Raw genomic sequence first — 16,087 nt, forward strand, 5'->3', positions numbered from 1 at the left:
CGACAGTGTCAACTGACATTTTTAGAATTAAAACAATAACTATAAGAGGTCCCCTGGATGCAAAGGAGAAAGGTTGCCCATTTAAGCCTCTGGCTGGCGATTTTAGTGATGGGCATCGCCCTGGGAATTTTCAAGTTTTGGGGAGCTATTGGTAAAGAAGGCTACGTGCTATTTATTGTTGTTATACTCCCTGTTGTACCATTAACGAGTTGTTTACTCTTACTGAGTATCTTTGCCCGGTTACCCACTACACCTCTGGTGAAGATAACGTATCCGGCTGCAATTATCAGTCAAACACTTTTCACACTTATTATTCTAGACTTCTTTCTGGCATTGCCTCTGCCATGGGGAAGGTTAGGTTGGCTGATCTTGGGTCTTGTGCTCCTGCCGATGGTGACAGGGGCCATGGTCATTGTATCGATGAGCTACCGTGCCGTTGTGTTAAGGAAAACAGTCTGGGGGCAGTCGCTGAATAGGGCCCATGCTCAACTGTCGCCATGGGCAGTTGTTGCATTCATCATAGGCATGATAATTAACTATGGCGTTTCTTTTTTCTATGTCGCGCTGCCAGAGGTGCCTGCCCACGTTGGAAAACGAGCAAGGATTAACAGTGCACTCAATACGCCATTACCAGATAGTGCCACTAACCTTCGTTTAGTGAATGACTTTAGTGCAGAGGCTTTTGACTCACCAAGCTCATTGATCCGTTTTGAGGCGGCTTCAGGGGATGTGGCTAATTGGCTCCAGTCTGAAAATGGCTGTTTTCGACGAACAACTGACATTAGTGAGCTTGTCAAAAGTCAGTGGTCGTCGAGGTTACCAAATTGGTGGCAGCCAGATATCGCTGAACAGTACACCGAATATCAGTGTGACTTTATGTACTACAGCGGGGTCATCGTTGACCAAACAGATGACGCTCGTTGGATTGTGTATATCTATGCTTACGATATATAAGTCGAGCCATACTACAAGCACGATAAAAGAGTAGAGAGAACAGTTGTTAGTGTAGCGATGGCGATGGCCTACCATCGAGATACAGGTGAATTTGTCCTACATATGCATCATTGTAAATCAAAACAGTTATTAAGAGGCCCGTCACATGCAAGCGAAAAAGGTAGCGCGTTTTAGCCTTAGAGTTGCAGTTACACTGATCATCATAATCTCTGTCATGCTCGCACTCAGGGCAATGGTTGATAAAAATGACAGTGTGCTATTTATTTCTGTTGTGCTACCTGCCTTACCGTTAATAGTTCTTTTAATCTTACTCAGTATCTTTACGAGTTTACCAACTACACCCTTGGTAACCGCAGTCTACCTAACTGCGATTATAGGTTTGATATTTTCTACCATATTGCTCTTAGACGGCTTTCTGGCATTACCCTTGTTGAACTACTCTCTTCCTGGAATAGGTGATGTGGGTGTAAGTAGTTTCATCTTCAATATTTGGCTTCTATTGATTAGCATGGGTCTCATGTTAATTACAGCCCTGGGTTACCACTCTGGTGTCCTGGGACAGGTGGGACTTTGGCGTAAACATCCGAGACGTGATAATGCTCGCCCATCAAGATGGGCAATAATCCCATTTATCATAGCCATGGTTACAATTTATGGCTTGTTTATTATCTATACAGTATTTCCAGAGTTAGCAGCACGGGTTGGAGCAAAATCAAGAATTCACGGCTCCCTTAAGACTGAACTACCAGACAGTTTTACTAATCTTCGTTTAGTGAATTCGTTTAGTGTAAAGCATATTGACTGGTCAAGAGCATTAATCCGCTTTGAGGCGGCTTCAGAGGATGTGGCTAATTGGCTCCAGTCTGAAAATGGCTGTTTTCGAGGAACAACTGGCATTAGTGAGCTTGTCAAAAGTCAGTGGTCGTCGAGGTTGCCAAATTGGTGGCAGCCAGATATCGCTGAAAAGTATACCGAATATAAGTGTGACTTTGTTTACTACAGCAGGGTCATCGTTGACCAAACGGATGACGCTCGTTGGATTGTGTATATCTATGCTGATGATATATAAATCGAACCATACTACATAAAAACGATTTATATTCTTGGCTGGTTTCAGGCCAGATGCTTTGATTGTCTCTTGCTAAGGCACTAACACCATAGAAGATGCTCCTCGGGTAACGAGAACAGAATAGCGAGTTTGCATTAGCATTGGTTGAGGGGGCAACGGATGTGCCAATTAAGCCGACCCGCATCGCTGTTGCCGGGTATTTCGCAGTAGAAGCGATGATGGCCTCTGGGGTCGACACCCACAAGCGGTGCGATCGCGACTTTTATGCTCATGCAGACGACTTTGGGTATCTCGATTCTACCCATCTGAAACACCTAAATTGAAGGAGATGTTATCTTTAGAGGCTCCCTTCTGACTGCATCCAGCTTGCGGCCAAGAAGCGATCGACATCGGCTTTGAAAGCTGCCAAACAACTTTCATCGAGGTAAAACATGTGACCAGCTTCATAGCATTTGACTTGAATATTATCCCGGAGCGTTGGGTCAAGGTTCATATGAGCCAGGGTATAGTCCGTTGCCAAATGGGGTGTGGCTAAATCGTAATAGCCCTGGGCAACAAAGACTTTCATAAAGGGATTTTTTGCGATCGCTTCCCGCAGGGCCGCCGCCGTGGTGGGTAGTTCTCCATTTTCCCATTGCCAGGCTTTATTGACAGCCCAACTGATGACCTCATAGTTGAGATCGGTTTCGATGCCGAGGTTGCGACGCACGTAGTCATTAAATGTGGTCGTAAACGGCGGTTGGATGGCGTAAACAGCCGGATCGAAGTCGGGGCGCTCGGTAACCGCGAGGGCTTCAATACCTGTGTAGCGCACGTCAAAGCGGCCGATACTGCGTTTTTCAGTGCGGAGTAATTCCTTACAAAATCGGGAAATATCGATCCGTAAATTCGAGCCCAGCACAAAGTCCACATCCACACCAATATAGTGGGCGAGGGTGGTAGCAATGGTTTGTCGCTCGCTCTCTGGTAAGCGATCGCCCTGCATTAGGGCGAGGGTGAGATCACGCTCCGACCAGGTTTCGACTTCCGCTAAGATATCCGTTAGCGATCGCTGTTGGAGTTCGGGGGCGAGTTTTTTGTGATACCAGGCGGCGGCTGTATAGGTGGGGACAAATAGTGAGAAGGGCAAATCGTCACTGCGTCCGAAAAAGACTGGCCGCAGATCCATCGCATTAGAGATTAGGACAATACCATTGAAGCTAATGCCAAGATCGATCAAATGACTGGCGAGGCCTGCGGCACGGGTGGTGCCATAGCTTTCTCCAGCTAAATAGAGCGGTGACGTCCAGCGTTGATAGCGCGTTAAATACAAGCGAATAAATTCGCCAACAGAGTGAATATCGCCTTGAAAGCTCCAGAATTTTTTATCCTTGTCTTTGTCGATGGCTCGGCTAAAGCCCGTGCCTACCGGATCGATAAAGACCAAATCGGCCCGATCGAGCCAGGTGGAGGCATTGGCTTGCAGGCGATAGGGTGGGGGCGGCTGAAAGCCATCGGGTGTCATCACCACGTGCTGGGGGCCGATGGCACCCAGGTGCAGCCACACCGATGAAGAGCCCGGACCGCCATTAAAGACAAAAATCAGCGGTCGAGGGACACTCGCTTTGGTGAGGGTGTAGGCCGTGAAGAAAATCTCGGCTTCGGTTTCGCCAAATTCATCCTTGAGGGGAATCGAGCCTGCATGGGTGGTGTATTCCAGGGTTTTATCGGGCAGTGCTAATTCATGCTGCTTTTCTACGGGCTCGATACCGAGGAGTTGGCGTTTTTTTTCTTTTTTTTCTGGGGATTTTCCGGCTTCTGGAGTTGTCTTGGGGTCGGGGGCAGCGTGGTCTTGAGTCGACATGGTGATGCTGAGGTTTAGTGCGATCGCGGGGGAGTATTCGGCGCGATCCCCGACCCCAATCATATTTTCGGGGCTGGTGCGCGCGACAAAGTAGTACCTATCATCCGCCGTACCGAAGATTGAGACAAGAGCTTACCTAAAAGAAGAACCCATCATCATCACCGGAAGTAGTCTTCAAGTGGCTAAATTGCTCTGCTGCCATCATTAGAAAATCAGCATTCATAACTCATGGAATTTTCTTCCCCCAATTCATGTTGGAGTACCCAAAAGCACAGCAAAGTATAACGCCCCGCCTAACCGGCCAGCTTTAGAGCGTCAGCGACAAAGCCAGTCCGGTTGAAGTGATTGTTAGCCCAATACGGCAGGACAGAAGTCACTGATTTACTTCCTGAAGGTTTGAAAGTGGAACCCATCCGGACTCCGAACTGGCAGGATTCTCGCACCAGACCCAGCCGTTCAGCGCTCTCGAACCGAGAAGCAGATCTCCTTTTTGTACACTCAGCTCTCTTGCCGTGTAGTTTTCACGAGCACGGGCAGTATTACCGTTAATGATTTCAATGATCTGAGCTGGAACCCAGCCACTTTCTTGCCCTGGTGTACTGCAGAAAAACCAGTCCTTCCAGCCTTCCGAACCCTCATACCGCTCACCGACAGTAAGAGGGGCACCTTTCGTGAAGGTAATAGGCTCAGGGTACTCACTCGTATGGTCTTGAGTGACGAGGTATCTCTTGGTTCTCATATGGGTATTCTTGCGGGCTAATGTGAAGCTGAGCGGCGGCTCATGCTTTATATCAACTTACAGATTTTGTCATCTGTCTGCTCCTGCGTAGTGTTATGGCCCATTTGAAAAGTGAGATATCTATCAACCTACTTATTTCGTGCCTAATCTTAGAATGTAAACGCCAATCAGGATAATCGCCATGCCAAGCCAGTCGGCAAGCACAATAATTTCTCCAGCAATGAAGAAACCAATGAATAAAGCTACGATAGGTGGAATGTAGGTAACAGAAGATGCTGTGATAGCCCCCAGATTGTTTACAATTATGTAGTACAATATGTAAGCTGCACCAGTTCCTAAAATACCAAGCCCAAAAACTAGACCAATCAGCGCTTTTTCATCACTCTGTATTTGAGCCACTCCCTCTAAGTCTGTTATTAGTGTCATGCTCAACAAGGCAAATAACATCTGATATGACGTGAGTGCTGCAGGTGATATCTGCTTTCCGGTCAAAAATTTCTTCGCATAAATAAATGAGATGCCGACACTCAACGAGCCCAGCATCATGAAAAGCACACCGTAAATATTGATGATAGAATCTTCTGTACTCCAAGGTCTGGCAATGATGAGTACGCCAGCAAAACCGACCAGAATGCCTAGCATTTTTAGTCGAGACAGTTTTTCTTCTCTCAGAAATAGTGTTGCTGTCATGGCCGAAAAAATGGGGATTAGACCACTCAGTGCGCCAGCGATTCCAGAGTTAAGTAATGCTGTCCCCTGAGCAAAACAGTAAAAGTAAAGGGTTGTTGCTAGTAGGGACATCACCAAAAAATGATGAGCTGACTTCAAGTGTGATCGCCGAATTTGCTGCTGCAAGATGGCATAGATTAGCACTGGGAAAAAGCCAAAAAGTACTCTCAGAAAAACAATCTGTGAAGGGGTGATAAGCTGAGCTGCCCATTTCATGTAGAGAAAGTTAGTCCCCCAGATAATGCCAAGGGCTAAATAGGCAAGGTAGAAGATAGGTAAACGCCCTATGGTACGTGAGTCAGTAGGCATGTTGCAATCAATAGAAAGACTAGCCACAAGCCTAGATAAAAGGAGCATCAGGATTCTAGTACGTTTTTGCGGTGCCTATGGCATATTGACGAGGAGTAATGCCTAAAAATGCCTTAAATCGTTTGGTTAGATGGGTTTGATCATAAAACCCAACATCTAGCGCAACTTGTGAAATTTGGATTCCTAATTTCAGTAACCGTTTAGCTTGCTGTACACGGATTAGATTAAGATAAGCATGGGGTGGTAAACCCATCACTTGTTGAAAAGTTCGGCAAAGATGAAATTTGCTCAGAGTAGTGAGGTTGGATAGTTCAGTTAATGAAATATTACGCTGATAATTACTTTCTAAATAATCTCGAATGAGCTGCACCGTTCGATTATCTTTAGGCACTAACTGCACCAAAGGCTGTCTATCCGCATGACGCACAATCAGCTTGGATAAAACATTGTATAAATATGTCTCTTTTTCTATGGCTGATGTATGGGGATCTTCAAGAGCCCAATGCATCTGATAAATTTGATGCGCTAATCTCTGATCAAAAATTACGGGTGTAGGAAAGAAAGGCACATCATGCTCAAAGCCTGTAATCTCAACAGCAATCTGCTGCAACAACTCAGAAGCTGGATACAGCATACGATACGCCCAACCATCTTCAATATTAGCTGCATAGCCGGTGTGAATTTCTGCTGGGTTAATCGCAGCGATACTACCCTTTGGCATTAATAATTGTTCAGAGCGGCGATAGGTTAAAGCCTGGACTCCAGAATAGATAACCCCAATCGCAAACTCCTCGTGAGCATGGCGGCCAAAAGAGTGAGTCAAATATTTTGCATGTAGTAGTTCTAGATCGCCTAACAGCGGATCTATCCAGAAATGGATTTTTTCGTTTTGCTTCCTAGGCTTCAATTCTTCAAATCCATTCCACAAGAGATGCTAACGAAAAAACTAGGATGACTTCAATGTATTTGGGCCGCATAACGTTCAAGCTCACCTGCATGCAGCGTAGTGTTAGCCAGCCTTCGGCGGCGGATCGCCTGCTCTGGATAGCTCCAATTCTTGAAGTAGCAATTGCCCCCAAACCACCGCTTTCGCGTGGTGTTCTTTTAGGTCAGAAGGTTCTCCTACAAACATGATGTCTCGCAATTGATTGTATACGGGGCCTGGAAGATCTCGCTGAAGATAACGCATCCCGAAGTCCCAGCGTGTGGAACAATATCGCATGCGAAGCAGTTCCACGAGTGGCTTAAGCGTGTACCCCCAAAACGCGGCAAGGGCTTCTGCCTCTTGACCGCGATCGATCGCCTTTTGGACAAAACTCTGACTCACGGAAAACCACTCTTCGAGGTCTTGACTGCGCTTGGCCCGGCGAGTTTCCTGCGAGTCCCTCTCTGAGGGCTTAAACCGTAGCCACTCCCCTTTGTCAAAGAGTGGCTGCAACTTCCCGTGGCGTTCAGGATCGAGATACTCGACGTAGTCTCCTTTCTGGAAAACACATACATCCACCAATAGAAAGTCTCCGCTAGCAGCCAGCTTGAAGTATCGGCCAGGAGGCTCGGAGTGGCAAGCTACTACGGGCGATACCTCTTCTAAGGCCAACTGGACAGCGGCGTAAAAGGGTTCTTCTGCGTTTGCACCATCCAACAGGAAATTTAAATCGATATCGGAGTACTCATCCACAAGATCGAACGCGGCACTCCCGCCTTCCCAGCCCGCCAGAACAAAAGGCAGGGTGCTTAACGCATTGCTCAAGGCACTGACGATTCGATTACGGAGAGTGGTGCGGCGAATTTCCATGCACTTCCTTGGTCTGGCTAACAATATATTAGATCTACTTTTCCAGTCTATCTATCAGTCAAGCACTGTAGACGCCCACAAAAATGCGTAACCGATGATACATATATTGCTTACGGGGCTACGTCATCTCGAACATCCTTGATCGATGGATTCAATATCTGCCGTTTTTGACAGTTAAACCAGTGAAATGAGCATTTTCCAGAGCAAAAGTATCCCCTAAGTGCTTTGATAACAGAGTGATACAGCCTATTACAGCCTGCTTGACGAAAGCCTTAGGCCCGTTCTACAGTTACCCAATGCTGCGCTGTTGGTGCAGCTGTTCTACTAGAACCTAATACCTTGGCACCATCGGTAGGTGCTGACACACCTAACCGATGGCTAACCCGCAGATTCCTAAGCAATCTTTGGGCTGGGCTTATTATGCCTCAACCCCTGCGATTTGCCATGCATCTTGTGGGGGCTGAGAGATTAGGTTCTGGCTTTCCTTGTCGTTTCTCTGGAGAACCAGAACCATGTTTCAAGACCCAACCCAGGGCGCAGATGCGCTCACCCGTCAGCCTGCCCCACTGCCAGAATCCTCCTATGAAACCGGACGGCATCTGCTGCTGGGTAGTTTGACCTTTGTGCAAACCACCATCAAACTACTGCATAAGCTCAACTACACCGAGCCCAACGACTGGAGCCGTCCGCTACCCACCGGGCGACCCAATGAGGTAATGGCGATTTTGACCAAAAAGGTGAAGATTAGTTAGGGCTTAGCGATCGCATCTGCTCAGGTGCGATCTCCACACCCTTCAAGGAATTCATGAACATGGTGCGTTCTCAAGAATCTATTTGCAGAGAGAGAGAAGGATAGAAGGAGGTGATGCTTTAGTCACGCTACGCTTGCTAACTTTCCTGATCGGTTGACTAATTCATTAATACATAGTGTGCCAAAATTTTCTGAACTTCAAAGATCTTTCCTTCACTACGTTTGAACTCTCGCTCAATGGGATATGACTCACCTGAAATCCAAATCTTCATTTCAGCATCTCGATCAAAACCACCAGCAGTCTCCACTGCAAAATGGGTAATAGATTTATAGGGTAGCGAGTGATACTCCTTCTTTTTACCTGTCAGTCCTTGAACATCGACAAGGATCAAGCGATGCTCTGTAAAAACAAAGAAGTCTCGCATCAATTTGAAACCTTTAATGATTTTCTCGCCATTCAAAAGTATTTTACTAAGCTCTTGTTCTAATAGTCCTAAATCAGCTTCAGAAGCATTGTCAAAAATGGCATCTAGCATAGTTCAATTTTCTCTACTTGATGTGCATAGACAGTGTAAATAGGCAGTCATTGATTTTTGCGGGATATATTGCCGTTATTAGCGATGGTACGTCTCAGCACGTTAATGAGCATAATTTTACAGTCTATTTTGATTATATTTATTACAACCCAACATGACACGACCTGTATAAAACAAAACAAACCTACTCCTAAATTGTGAAAGCCACAAAGTTGTAGCAACAGATTTAATCCAAATAACAAGCCTACAGATCATCTGGAGTAAAGTCGGGCAAAAGCCCATACTTTTCTTGTTCAATACATTGGATATTATCCTTACCGCAGACCTTGACCCAACGCATCATGCCATTATCTTCGTGATCGACAAAGTGGCAGTGAAACACAAACGATCCCTCGTAATCTAAAGGCTGATAGCGGAATGTCGAAATCTGATTGGGTTGTACCAGTAGGGTATCTTGCCAGCGATTAGGAGTTGTCGATGTGCAATCTGCGTAGGTGTTTTGATAGGTGGCTGCAGTGTTTTTGAGCGTTTTAATGGTGGTTACAGCCTTCTCACAGGTTTTGATCTCCTTCAAATAAAATGGATTGGTATGAATATGAAATGGATGGGCGGATTGAATCGTACCATTATCGTCCACCTTCAGAGTCCATTCTCCCAATGCTTCTTTCGTCAGTACAATCGGCCTCATATCTTCCGTAAAGATCTCATAATCTAGCCCCTTTTCAGGGGTATCAAACTCGAGTTCAGACGCTGATGAAAAGTCAGTTGCCATGCACCACTTATTCTTGTCCCTGCTCTCATCGGTACAACTAAAGGCAAAGCCAAAGGTAATATTGTTAATGTACCGTGTCTCATCTGGATGTGTTGGAGCAGGCCCTGTTTTTGCAGCTGGGAAGAAAATAAAGTGTCCTTCATACTTAGCGGTTGGAGATACAGTAGCCATTTTGGGGGCAGGCGGATAGTACTGATAATTGGCATAGGCCAGAAGTTCACTCTCTGGCGGTAGCACTTGATCGGTGTTTCGGCCCTGCACCGTTATAATTGCCGCAATGTCTTCCGTGCTGGCGGCAACAGCATTGCTCAAATACCTATAATTAGGGCTTTTGAGCACCAAATACGTTCCTTGAGTAGGAAATTGAACTAGCGCATCCACACGATTTCCCGGCCCCATCGTCACGCAGTTTGCATAGGAACTCCCACTAATACCGGGACAGGTGGTGTGACGCTCAATCTGCCCCGTGGTGATGCCATCATAGGCAATAATATTTAGCGGTAAGCTGCTAATTCCTGTATCTTCCTGGCGAGGCGTAAAGTTACGGGTATCGGCTAACCATGTATCTGCTGTAGTTGCCCCGGTTCCAATAACAACCTGATTAGTATTGGTATTGGTCAGAAAAGGAAGGCGATTAGGTGCAACCAGAGCATCAAGCGTACCTGTTAGGCTACCAATGCCTTTTGTGCTTAATTGAACAATAGATAGGGAAAGTGGTTCTGCTACTCCTCCGTTAATCAGACGCCACCGTTCAATCTCACCAGCAGCCATCTCAATTAACGGATAGGTTTGGCCATTCACCAACGTATACCCCGTAAAGGTTTGCCCTGCAAAGTTGGCATCCTGTGCTCCATTTTCGGCCCAACCGACTTCACAAGGAGTTGTTGTTATACAAGCACTTTTCCCATCAGGGGCCTCATAGGGCAGGTGCTGAAACATAAGGAGGCGATCATGAATTCCTGCATCGGCCAGAATGGCATCTAACGATTTAACCTTCTTCCCATCGTTCTTCTCCATTTGATCCGGATTAAAATTAGGGATTTCTGGACCGATATCATCAATGATGATGGCCCCTTCTAGGCCACTGGCCAAATCCACCGATGTGGTCCCATGTTGGTGGGGATGGTACCAGAATGTTCCAGCCGGATGCTCCTGTGGAACTTTAATCTTGATATCCCATTGATTGCCTCCTGGTAACAGGCTATCAATCACGTCATCACCAATCCAGTATTTCAGTTCCTCTGGAATGGTGTCAGGGGCTTGCCCTATAGCCGCTAATTCTGCCTTCATCTTTGGCACAGTCATCGGTGAATCATGAAGACCATGGGTATGAAAATTCGTCATGTTACAGGAGGCATTGGACACTAAACCATTACCAATACATGACACATTTCCCTCATCAAAATAATCTTGGCGAGTATGATATTGGCGATATTCATTAAAGGTAATCTCAGGATGATTCTTGCTGATTTGCCGATAGCCTTGGTCTAGCCATTGCTTATAGCCAGCCTCTCTATCATCAGGCAAGTTATTGATCAGATGCAGGGTGATAGTATCTCCAGGTTTGACGCGAAGGGTTGGTCCAATCAAATCAGTAACCCACGTTTTTTTATTATTGAGGATTGGAATTTTACTTTTCAGGTTTGCAACTGTAAATTCTCCTTGAGCCACATCCAGAATTGTATAGTTCCGTAGGGAAACCACATCTGGACCAATGGTAGAATGAGGATTGAGAGAGGAATGACCAGGTTTATAACCTGCATTATTTAGAATGTTATAGTCCACTGAAATGGTGGCTTCAATTCCTGTTTCACCCAGTTTTGTTTGGATTTGGGCAGGAGCCGTTAACGGCTGTTTGTAATACTGGGATGACGGACTACTCTCAGTAGTTGCCCATGCAGGACTATTCAGGCATAAGCAAAATATGCCTACCGAAAAGAGAGTCATTAAAACTCTAGGCAAATGTTTCATTGCTTTAATTGAAAGGCTTGTGCTTGTTTTTAGAGATGCATTGTAATTGTCAGTTGCTAACCGACGATAAACTTCCTAACCGCTGTCCCATTAATACCGAAATTGCATTAAATACACCTGACTGAAACAGTAGAATATTCAGGGAGCCACCATAGGCAAAGTGCCCTAACTCATCTCCTTTTTTAACAGCTACTGGACAGGCGTCAGGAGGGACCATTGTGGATTGATTGTTGACAAGTGATGCACTAATACTACTAATGGTATTTAATCCCACGGGGATTAATGCAACATAACCATATTTCTTGGTTTCAATAATGTAATAAGCACGATGAAAATCTTCAAAAATACTGAAATTCGTTGTGCTTTCACCCACGTTGAAGTGATTAAACCAATGTTCACCATCCGTAATGCCATTGTAAATACCAGGGACATCCATCGACTCAACAATATTGCCAGCCACAGGAGAGTGAAATCGATGATAGTTATTGGGCATCAATACACATGAAACCGCAGTTCCTCCAACAAAATGTTGAGCGTATTGAGACTTGTTTAGAAGTTCGAAAACGTTGATTTCTCTAGTCTTAACCCGAAGATCAGTGGTCAAGGTCAAGTCAGACTCTATGAAATTGATTTCTGAATCAGCCGGAGCCACTAATATGGAATCATCGTCATATGCTGCAATCGGACGAGCATTTACCTCAGGATTTAATTCCCTTGTAAAGAACTGATTAAAAGACTGATATCCACCTTTTGGGATAATAAAGTCCTGTATTTGGGTGGCGGGGGCCGCTTCCCATTCTTTGATGTACTGCTTAGATTCTGGAGAGTCCATAAACTCTCCACGAGCAAGAATAAACTTTACCGTCCAGTTAAATATTTCAGTAGTATACGGTGCGTTTTTCCTTCGACTTTTCAACTGATTGAGAAAGAAAAATGCGGTTTCATTATTCCGATAAAAATAGGTAAAGGGAACAATCTTGCCAAGCCCACCATTCGGCTGTGGTAAGAAAGTAAACCATTGCTCAAAATATTCAACAAAGTAATCAATAGTTTGACCAATCCACGGGTTCCTTTCTCCAGTGGGTTCAATGAGGGGAGTCACATTAGCGATCGCATCATTATAGGCTGCCTCTACAACAGGATTACTAACAATATCTCGCAACTCAGCAATCAACTGCTTCATCTTCTCAGTCAGTGGGGGATAAACGGCACTCATGAGAGGTATCTCCTTATTAAGAAATTGCAATAAGTAAGTGTGAGATTTACGCAGGAAACTGAACAATACTTCAGAAGTATTTCAAAGGCTAGAAGAAAGAGCACCATAAGCGATCTTTCCGCATCACAAGTTAATTAGGGTAAACCCTGAATAGATTTACCCTGAATTCTAGTTTGCAAAAGTCACTAGCCTTTTATATGGAAGGCAATGTCCAAGTTCGGATGTAACTTTTCACCCCGATGATGAATTTGTACTTTATAGTGAATGGGATCACTATCTGTAGCTTCTGCAGAGTTCATGGGCCCACTATCCACAATTTCTGCCGGGACATTGCTCAAGGGGAAAAACGCATTCACTTCCAAGTGGGTCAGGCAATTGGCACACTTCACCACATTCCGACGACTGAGAACAGAATGGTGCCCCAGGTAGTAGGTCTCGTCTCCAACTTCTGCATAGGCTCTTAAGACAAACGACCCCTGAAATAAGGCCCGGTCAATTTTTGTAACCACCAACGTTTTTGAGCTAAACCGATCGTCATGGCTTGCTTTCTCTGCTTGAAACATCTCTTCACCATCTGGATCAAGCGACCCAATACTGTAGGTAAAGTTAAGCTGGTTTTCAATATCAATGCAGTCTTCAGATGTATACGGAACCTCCATACCATCTATAGTCTTAGTAAATGGGTGAAGCGGCGAGTTCAGATCAAGGCTGGAATTCGGAGCAAAACCAGGCGTCGGTCCCTGTGAATCGGTTGAACTAGTGCCAGAATACTGGGCAATAACTTCAAGTTTTTGCTGTTGCTGTTGTTTCTTTTGCCATACCCAAAACATACGATCAACATTGCAGTGATGGAAGAAGAAAATTGGATCTAGGGCAGCCGTATTATTTTCGCCCATGTCACCATTTGCGCCTGCTAATAGTCCATCTTGATCTTCTTTTCCCTCAATGATTAGATCAAAGCCTCCCACAGCAAGATGAACATCGTTATGGGGATCTTCTAATGGAATCGCAATATCTGCCTGTTCTGAACCATGATTCCATGCCGCCGCGGATGTCGTGTTGGAAAAAACAGTATAGTTTGGAGCATCCAAACATCTGAGATACCTGAGAAAAATGCTAAATTCCTCTGCTGGTTGTGGCTCATCATCCAACTTTTTTGGAAGCTGCCCAGGTGGCATTTGAGTTACTTCTGTCGGGGGTTTTCCGATTAGCCACTGGATTACATTTTCGTTGAGTTTTTGGGTCCGACCGATTGGATCAGGATACTGATCATTGTGGGCTTTAGTAGCCTGCCGAGCTTCTGGCGTCCCCACTAGGCCAGATAACGGGTAGCGAACTGTTTCATAGCCTTTGGGTTTTGCATACTGATGATTGATATCTCCTTGACTAGGGACATTCATTTCATCAGAGACTGCAACAGGCAAAACAAATGAGCGAAGAGGGTTATCAATGGTTTTACCTTTTAACTCTCCGTTATAGTCATCATCGCTAAAAGTAAACTTCTCAGCAGTAAGGGAATGGGGGATGCCCTCAGCCAGAGATTCTACGCTAGTTTCGTCCCAGTACGCCATCATTACGCCTGGAACAATACGTTGTAACGCTTGTTCTAGACGATAGACATAGACTCGATGCCATGTGGGAAACAAAACATTGCCATGATTACAATATCCACCCCAGTAAACATAAGTATCGATTTCTGATAATTTATCAACCCAAGGTCGATAAATAAAGGGTTCACCATGATATCCCCCAATCCGAAAAAATGAGTCCAGGTCATCCGGGGGAAGTTCTTTGATACCTTTCCAGGCACGCATCAAATCCTCAAGCGGCTTTTTATTACCACGAGCATGTAATCGTTCTAGCTCACGCACAGAATAACGAGTTGGGTAATCATTGTGCATAGATCGATTCAACTCCATGTAAAATACATTACAAAGGCTATTGTCGAAAAGCAGCACTTTACGTTGTGAAAATTCTATCCATCCATAATGGAGGGTGATTTCGTCCGCATAGACGAATTTTATCGGCTTTGCCAGATGTAGTACGATAAATTATTGTAAATTTATTCAGAGAGCGACGATTTCGGGTTCTTTTTGAAACAAATATTCATAACGAGCATCAACAAAAAAGGGGTGATAAAGCTATCTTGAGCTTTGATAACCGCTCCTTTAAGCCAATTAAGGCAAAATTTGTATTTGTAGTATTCCTTACAAAGAGATACTCTGCTCACTTATAATCGTTTACGGATGACGCTCGTTGGATTGTGTATATCTATGCCTATTATATATAAGTCGATCCATGCTACAAGCAAACGATTTATATTTTTGGCTGGTTCAATGCCAGATGCTTTGATTGTCTCTTGCTAAGGCACTAACACCATAGAATATGCTCCTTGGGTGACGGGAACAGAATAGTGAGTTTGCATTAGCATTGGTTGAGGGTTCAACGGATGTGCCAGTTAAGCCGACCCGCATCGCTGTTGCCGGGTATTTCGCAGTAGAAGCGATGATGGCTCTGGGGTCGACACCCACAAGCGGTGCGATCGCGATTTTAGGCTCGTGCAGGCGACTTTAGGTATCTCGATATAGACGGCTTTGTTGCGCTTAAGGAGAATACTGCTCTCAGGTCCGACTATTTTGTGGAACTTCCGACATTGCCTAACATGTTCGAACTTAGCGGCGCAGCTAAAATACCGAACGACGCCCAGTGAATAAGCGTCCGCGTCCACCTCAGATCCTATATTAGGTGTCGAATTGCGCGAGATGGGCAAGCCACTCTGTTTGGTTCATAATAGTGTTGCCGCACCAAACCGATACTTTTGGGAAATTTGCAACATACTTTCCTGCCTCAACCCACAACCTTTGTATGGCAGGGGCATCATTATACAAGCTCAGTGAAAATTTCTCTCCTTCTAACTGACAGTGCTTAAAAAATAAACCTTGTGGATTTTCATCTAAGCGAGAACGAAGCTGAAGGAACCATCCTGTGTAATCATTTGGGACTCGATCCAATGCTTGTTCATTACTATGGTAATAACGCCAAACTACATCCCAGCCTTGTTCGTGAAAGTGATTCATCCAATCTTCCGGGGTTGGTAATTTCTGCAATACAGCATAAGCAGAGAAATCAGTAGAGCTAAACCAAGGTTGAACAATCTCTTTCCTGTCCGGGTGCTGCAAGATTTCGAGCGAAGTACAAGCGACTCGCAAAGTTCCAGGTACATCAAGCGTAAATGTCAGTCCTTGCTCAGTCTCTATTAACTCAATTCCCTGGCAACAGTTGCCTGTAAAAAATCCCTCTTCCCAGTCGATGAAGTAACTTTTCACTCCTTGAGCAGTAATCTCAATATCTCGTATCCTTCGCATACCAAGATGACCTGTCACTAGGCTCTGAGGAGCCATTT

14 protein-coding genes are annotated in these 16,087 nt (G+C 45.1%); 4 read left to right on the top strand and 10 right to left on the bottom strand.

Features of this window, described 5'->3' with window-relative positions; all coding sequences use genetic code 11:
- Positions 1-57: 57 nt before the first annotated feature.
- The 3 genes from SPB21_RS02995 (at position 58) to SPB21_RS03005 (ending at position 2,346) form a co-directional block, all read left to right on the top strand.
- Positions 58-954 carry a hypothetical protein gene (locus tag SPB21_RS02995; RefSeq protein ID WP_499865428.1) on the top strand — a complete coding sequence of 299 codons (897 nt, stop codon included), beginning with the start codon at positions 58-60 and terminating at the stop codon, positions 952-954.
- A 145-nt stretch (positions 955-1,099) separates the two neighbouring features.
- Entirely contained in the window at positions 1,100-2,023 is a 924-nt protein-coding gene (locus SPB21_RS03000) for a hypothetical protein (protein ID WP_499865429.1), read from the top strand.
- A gap of 161 nt (positions 2,024-2,184) precedes the next feature.
- Complete coding sequence (locus SPB21_RS03005; RefSeq protein ID WP_499865431.1) at positions 2,185-2,346, top strand: hypothetical protein; 162 nt, start codon at positions 2,185-2,187, stop codon at positions 2,344-2,346.
- 14 nt (positions 2,347-2,360) lie between these two features.
- Here SPB21_RS03005 and SPB21_RS03010 read toward each other — a convergent pair whose 3' ends face one another.
- The 5 genes from SPB21_RS03010 to SPB21_RS03030 all read right to left on the bottom strand — a co-directional run bounded on the left by SPB21_RS03010 (position 2,361) and on the right by SPB21_RS03030 (position 7,438).
- Positions 2,361-3,929 (bottom strand): S10 family peptidase, encoded by a 1,569-nt coding sequence (locus tag SPB21_RS03010; RefSeq protein ID WP_499865432.1) that lies wholly within the window; start codon positions 3,927-3,929, stop codon positions 2,361-2,363.
- 310 nt (positions 3,930-4,239) lie between these two features.
- The gene (locus SPB21_RS03015) at positions 4,240-4,605 is read right to left on the bottom strand and encodes an SH3 domain-containing protein (RefSeq protein WP_163700468.1); all 366 of its coding nucleotides are present in this window, start codon (positions 4,603-4,605) and stop codon (positions 4,240-4,242) included.
- A gap of 132 nt (positions 4,606-4,737) precedes the next feature.
- A complete protein-coding gene (locus SPB21_RS03020) occupies positions 4,738-5,670 on the bottom strand; it encodes a DMT family transporter (protein WP_499865433.1) in 933 nt (310 codons plus the stop codon).
- Between the two features lie 28 nt (positions 5,671-5,698).
- On the bottom strand, positions 5,699-6,571 hold the full coding sequence (locus tag SPB21_RS03025) for an AraC family transcriptional regulator (RefSeq protein WP_499865434.1): 873 nt from the start codon (positions 6,569-6,571) through the stop codon (positions 5,699-5,701).
- An 81-nt stretch (positions 6,572-6,652) separates the two neighbouring features.
- Positions 6,653-7,438: a hypothetical protein gene (locus SPB21_RS03030; protein WP_163700460.1), complete on the bottom strand. Its 786-nt coding sequence runs from the start codon at positions 7,436-7,438 to the stop codon at positions 6,653-6,655.
- Between the two features lie 512 nt (positions 7,439-7,950).
- On the opposite strand from SPB21_RS03030, the gene SPB21_RS03035 reads away from it, so the two are divergent.
- Positions 7,951-8,190 (top strand): hypothetical protein, encoded by a 240-nt coding sequence (locus SPB21_RS03035; RefSeq protein WP_163700457.1) that lies wholly within the window; start codon positions 7,951-7,953, stop codon positions 8,188-8,190.
- A 157-nt stretch (positions 8,191-8,347) separates the two neighbouring features.
- Here the strand turns inward: SPB21_RS03035 and SPB21_RS03040 are convergent, their stop codons facing one another.
- The 5 genes from SPB21_RS03040 to SPB21_RS03060 all read right to left on the bottom strand — a co-directional run bounded on the left by SPB21_RS03040 (position 8,348) and on the right by SPB21_RS03060 (position 16,085).
- Positions 8,348-8,725 (bottom strand): PH domain-containing protein, encoded by a 378-nt coding sequence (locus SPB21_RS03040; protein WP_163700454.1) that lies wholly within the window; start codon positions 8,723-8,725, stop codon positions 8,348-8,350.
- A 244-nt stretch (positions 8,726-8,969) separates the two neighbouring features.
- The gene (locus tag SPB21_RS03045) at positions 8,970-11,444 is read right to left on the bottom strand and encodes a multicopper oxidase domain-containing protein (protein WP_499865435.1); all 2,475 of its coding nucleotides are present in this window, start codon (positions 11,442-11,444) and stop codon (positions 8,970-8,972) included.
- 73 nt (positions 11,445-11,517) lie between these two features.
- Positions 11,518-12,651, bottom strand: a complete 1,134-nt coding sequence (locus SPB21_RS03050) for a phosphatidylserine decarboxylase (protein ID WP_499865437.1) — start codon at positions 12,649-12,651, stop codon at positions 11,518-11,520.
- Positions 12,652-12,869: 218 nt separating this feature from the next.
- Positions 12,870-14,585, bottom strand: a complete 1,716-nt coding sequence (locus SPB21_RS03055) for a tyrosinase family protein (RefSeq protein ID WP_499865439.1) — start codon at positions 14,583-14,585, stop codon at positions 12,870-12,872.
- A gap of 840 nt (positions 14,586-15,425) precedes the next feature.
- Complete coding sequence (locus SPB21_RS03060) at positions 15,426-16,085, bottom strand: hypothetical protein (RefSeq protein WP_499865441.1); 660 nt, start codon at positions 16,083-16,085, stop codon at positions 15,426-15,428.
- Positions 16,086-16,087 lie beyond the last annotated feature (2 nt).

Origin of the sequence: Leptothoe sp. ISB3NOV94-8A (assembly GCF_043421595.1) — a bacterium.
GTDB lineage: Bacteria > Cyanobacteriota > Cyanobacteriia > Phormidesmidales > Phormidesmidaceae > Leptothoe > Leptothoe turfae.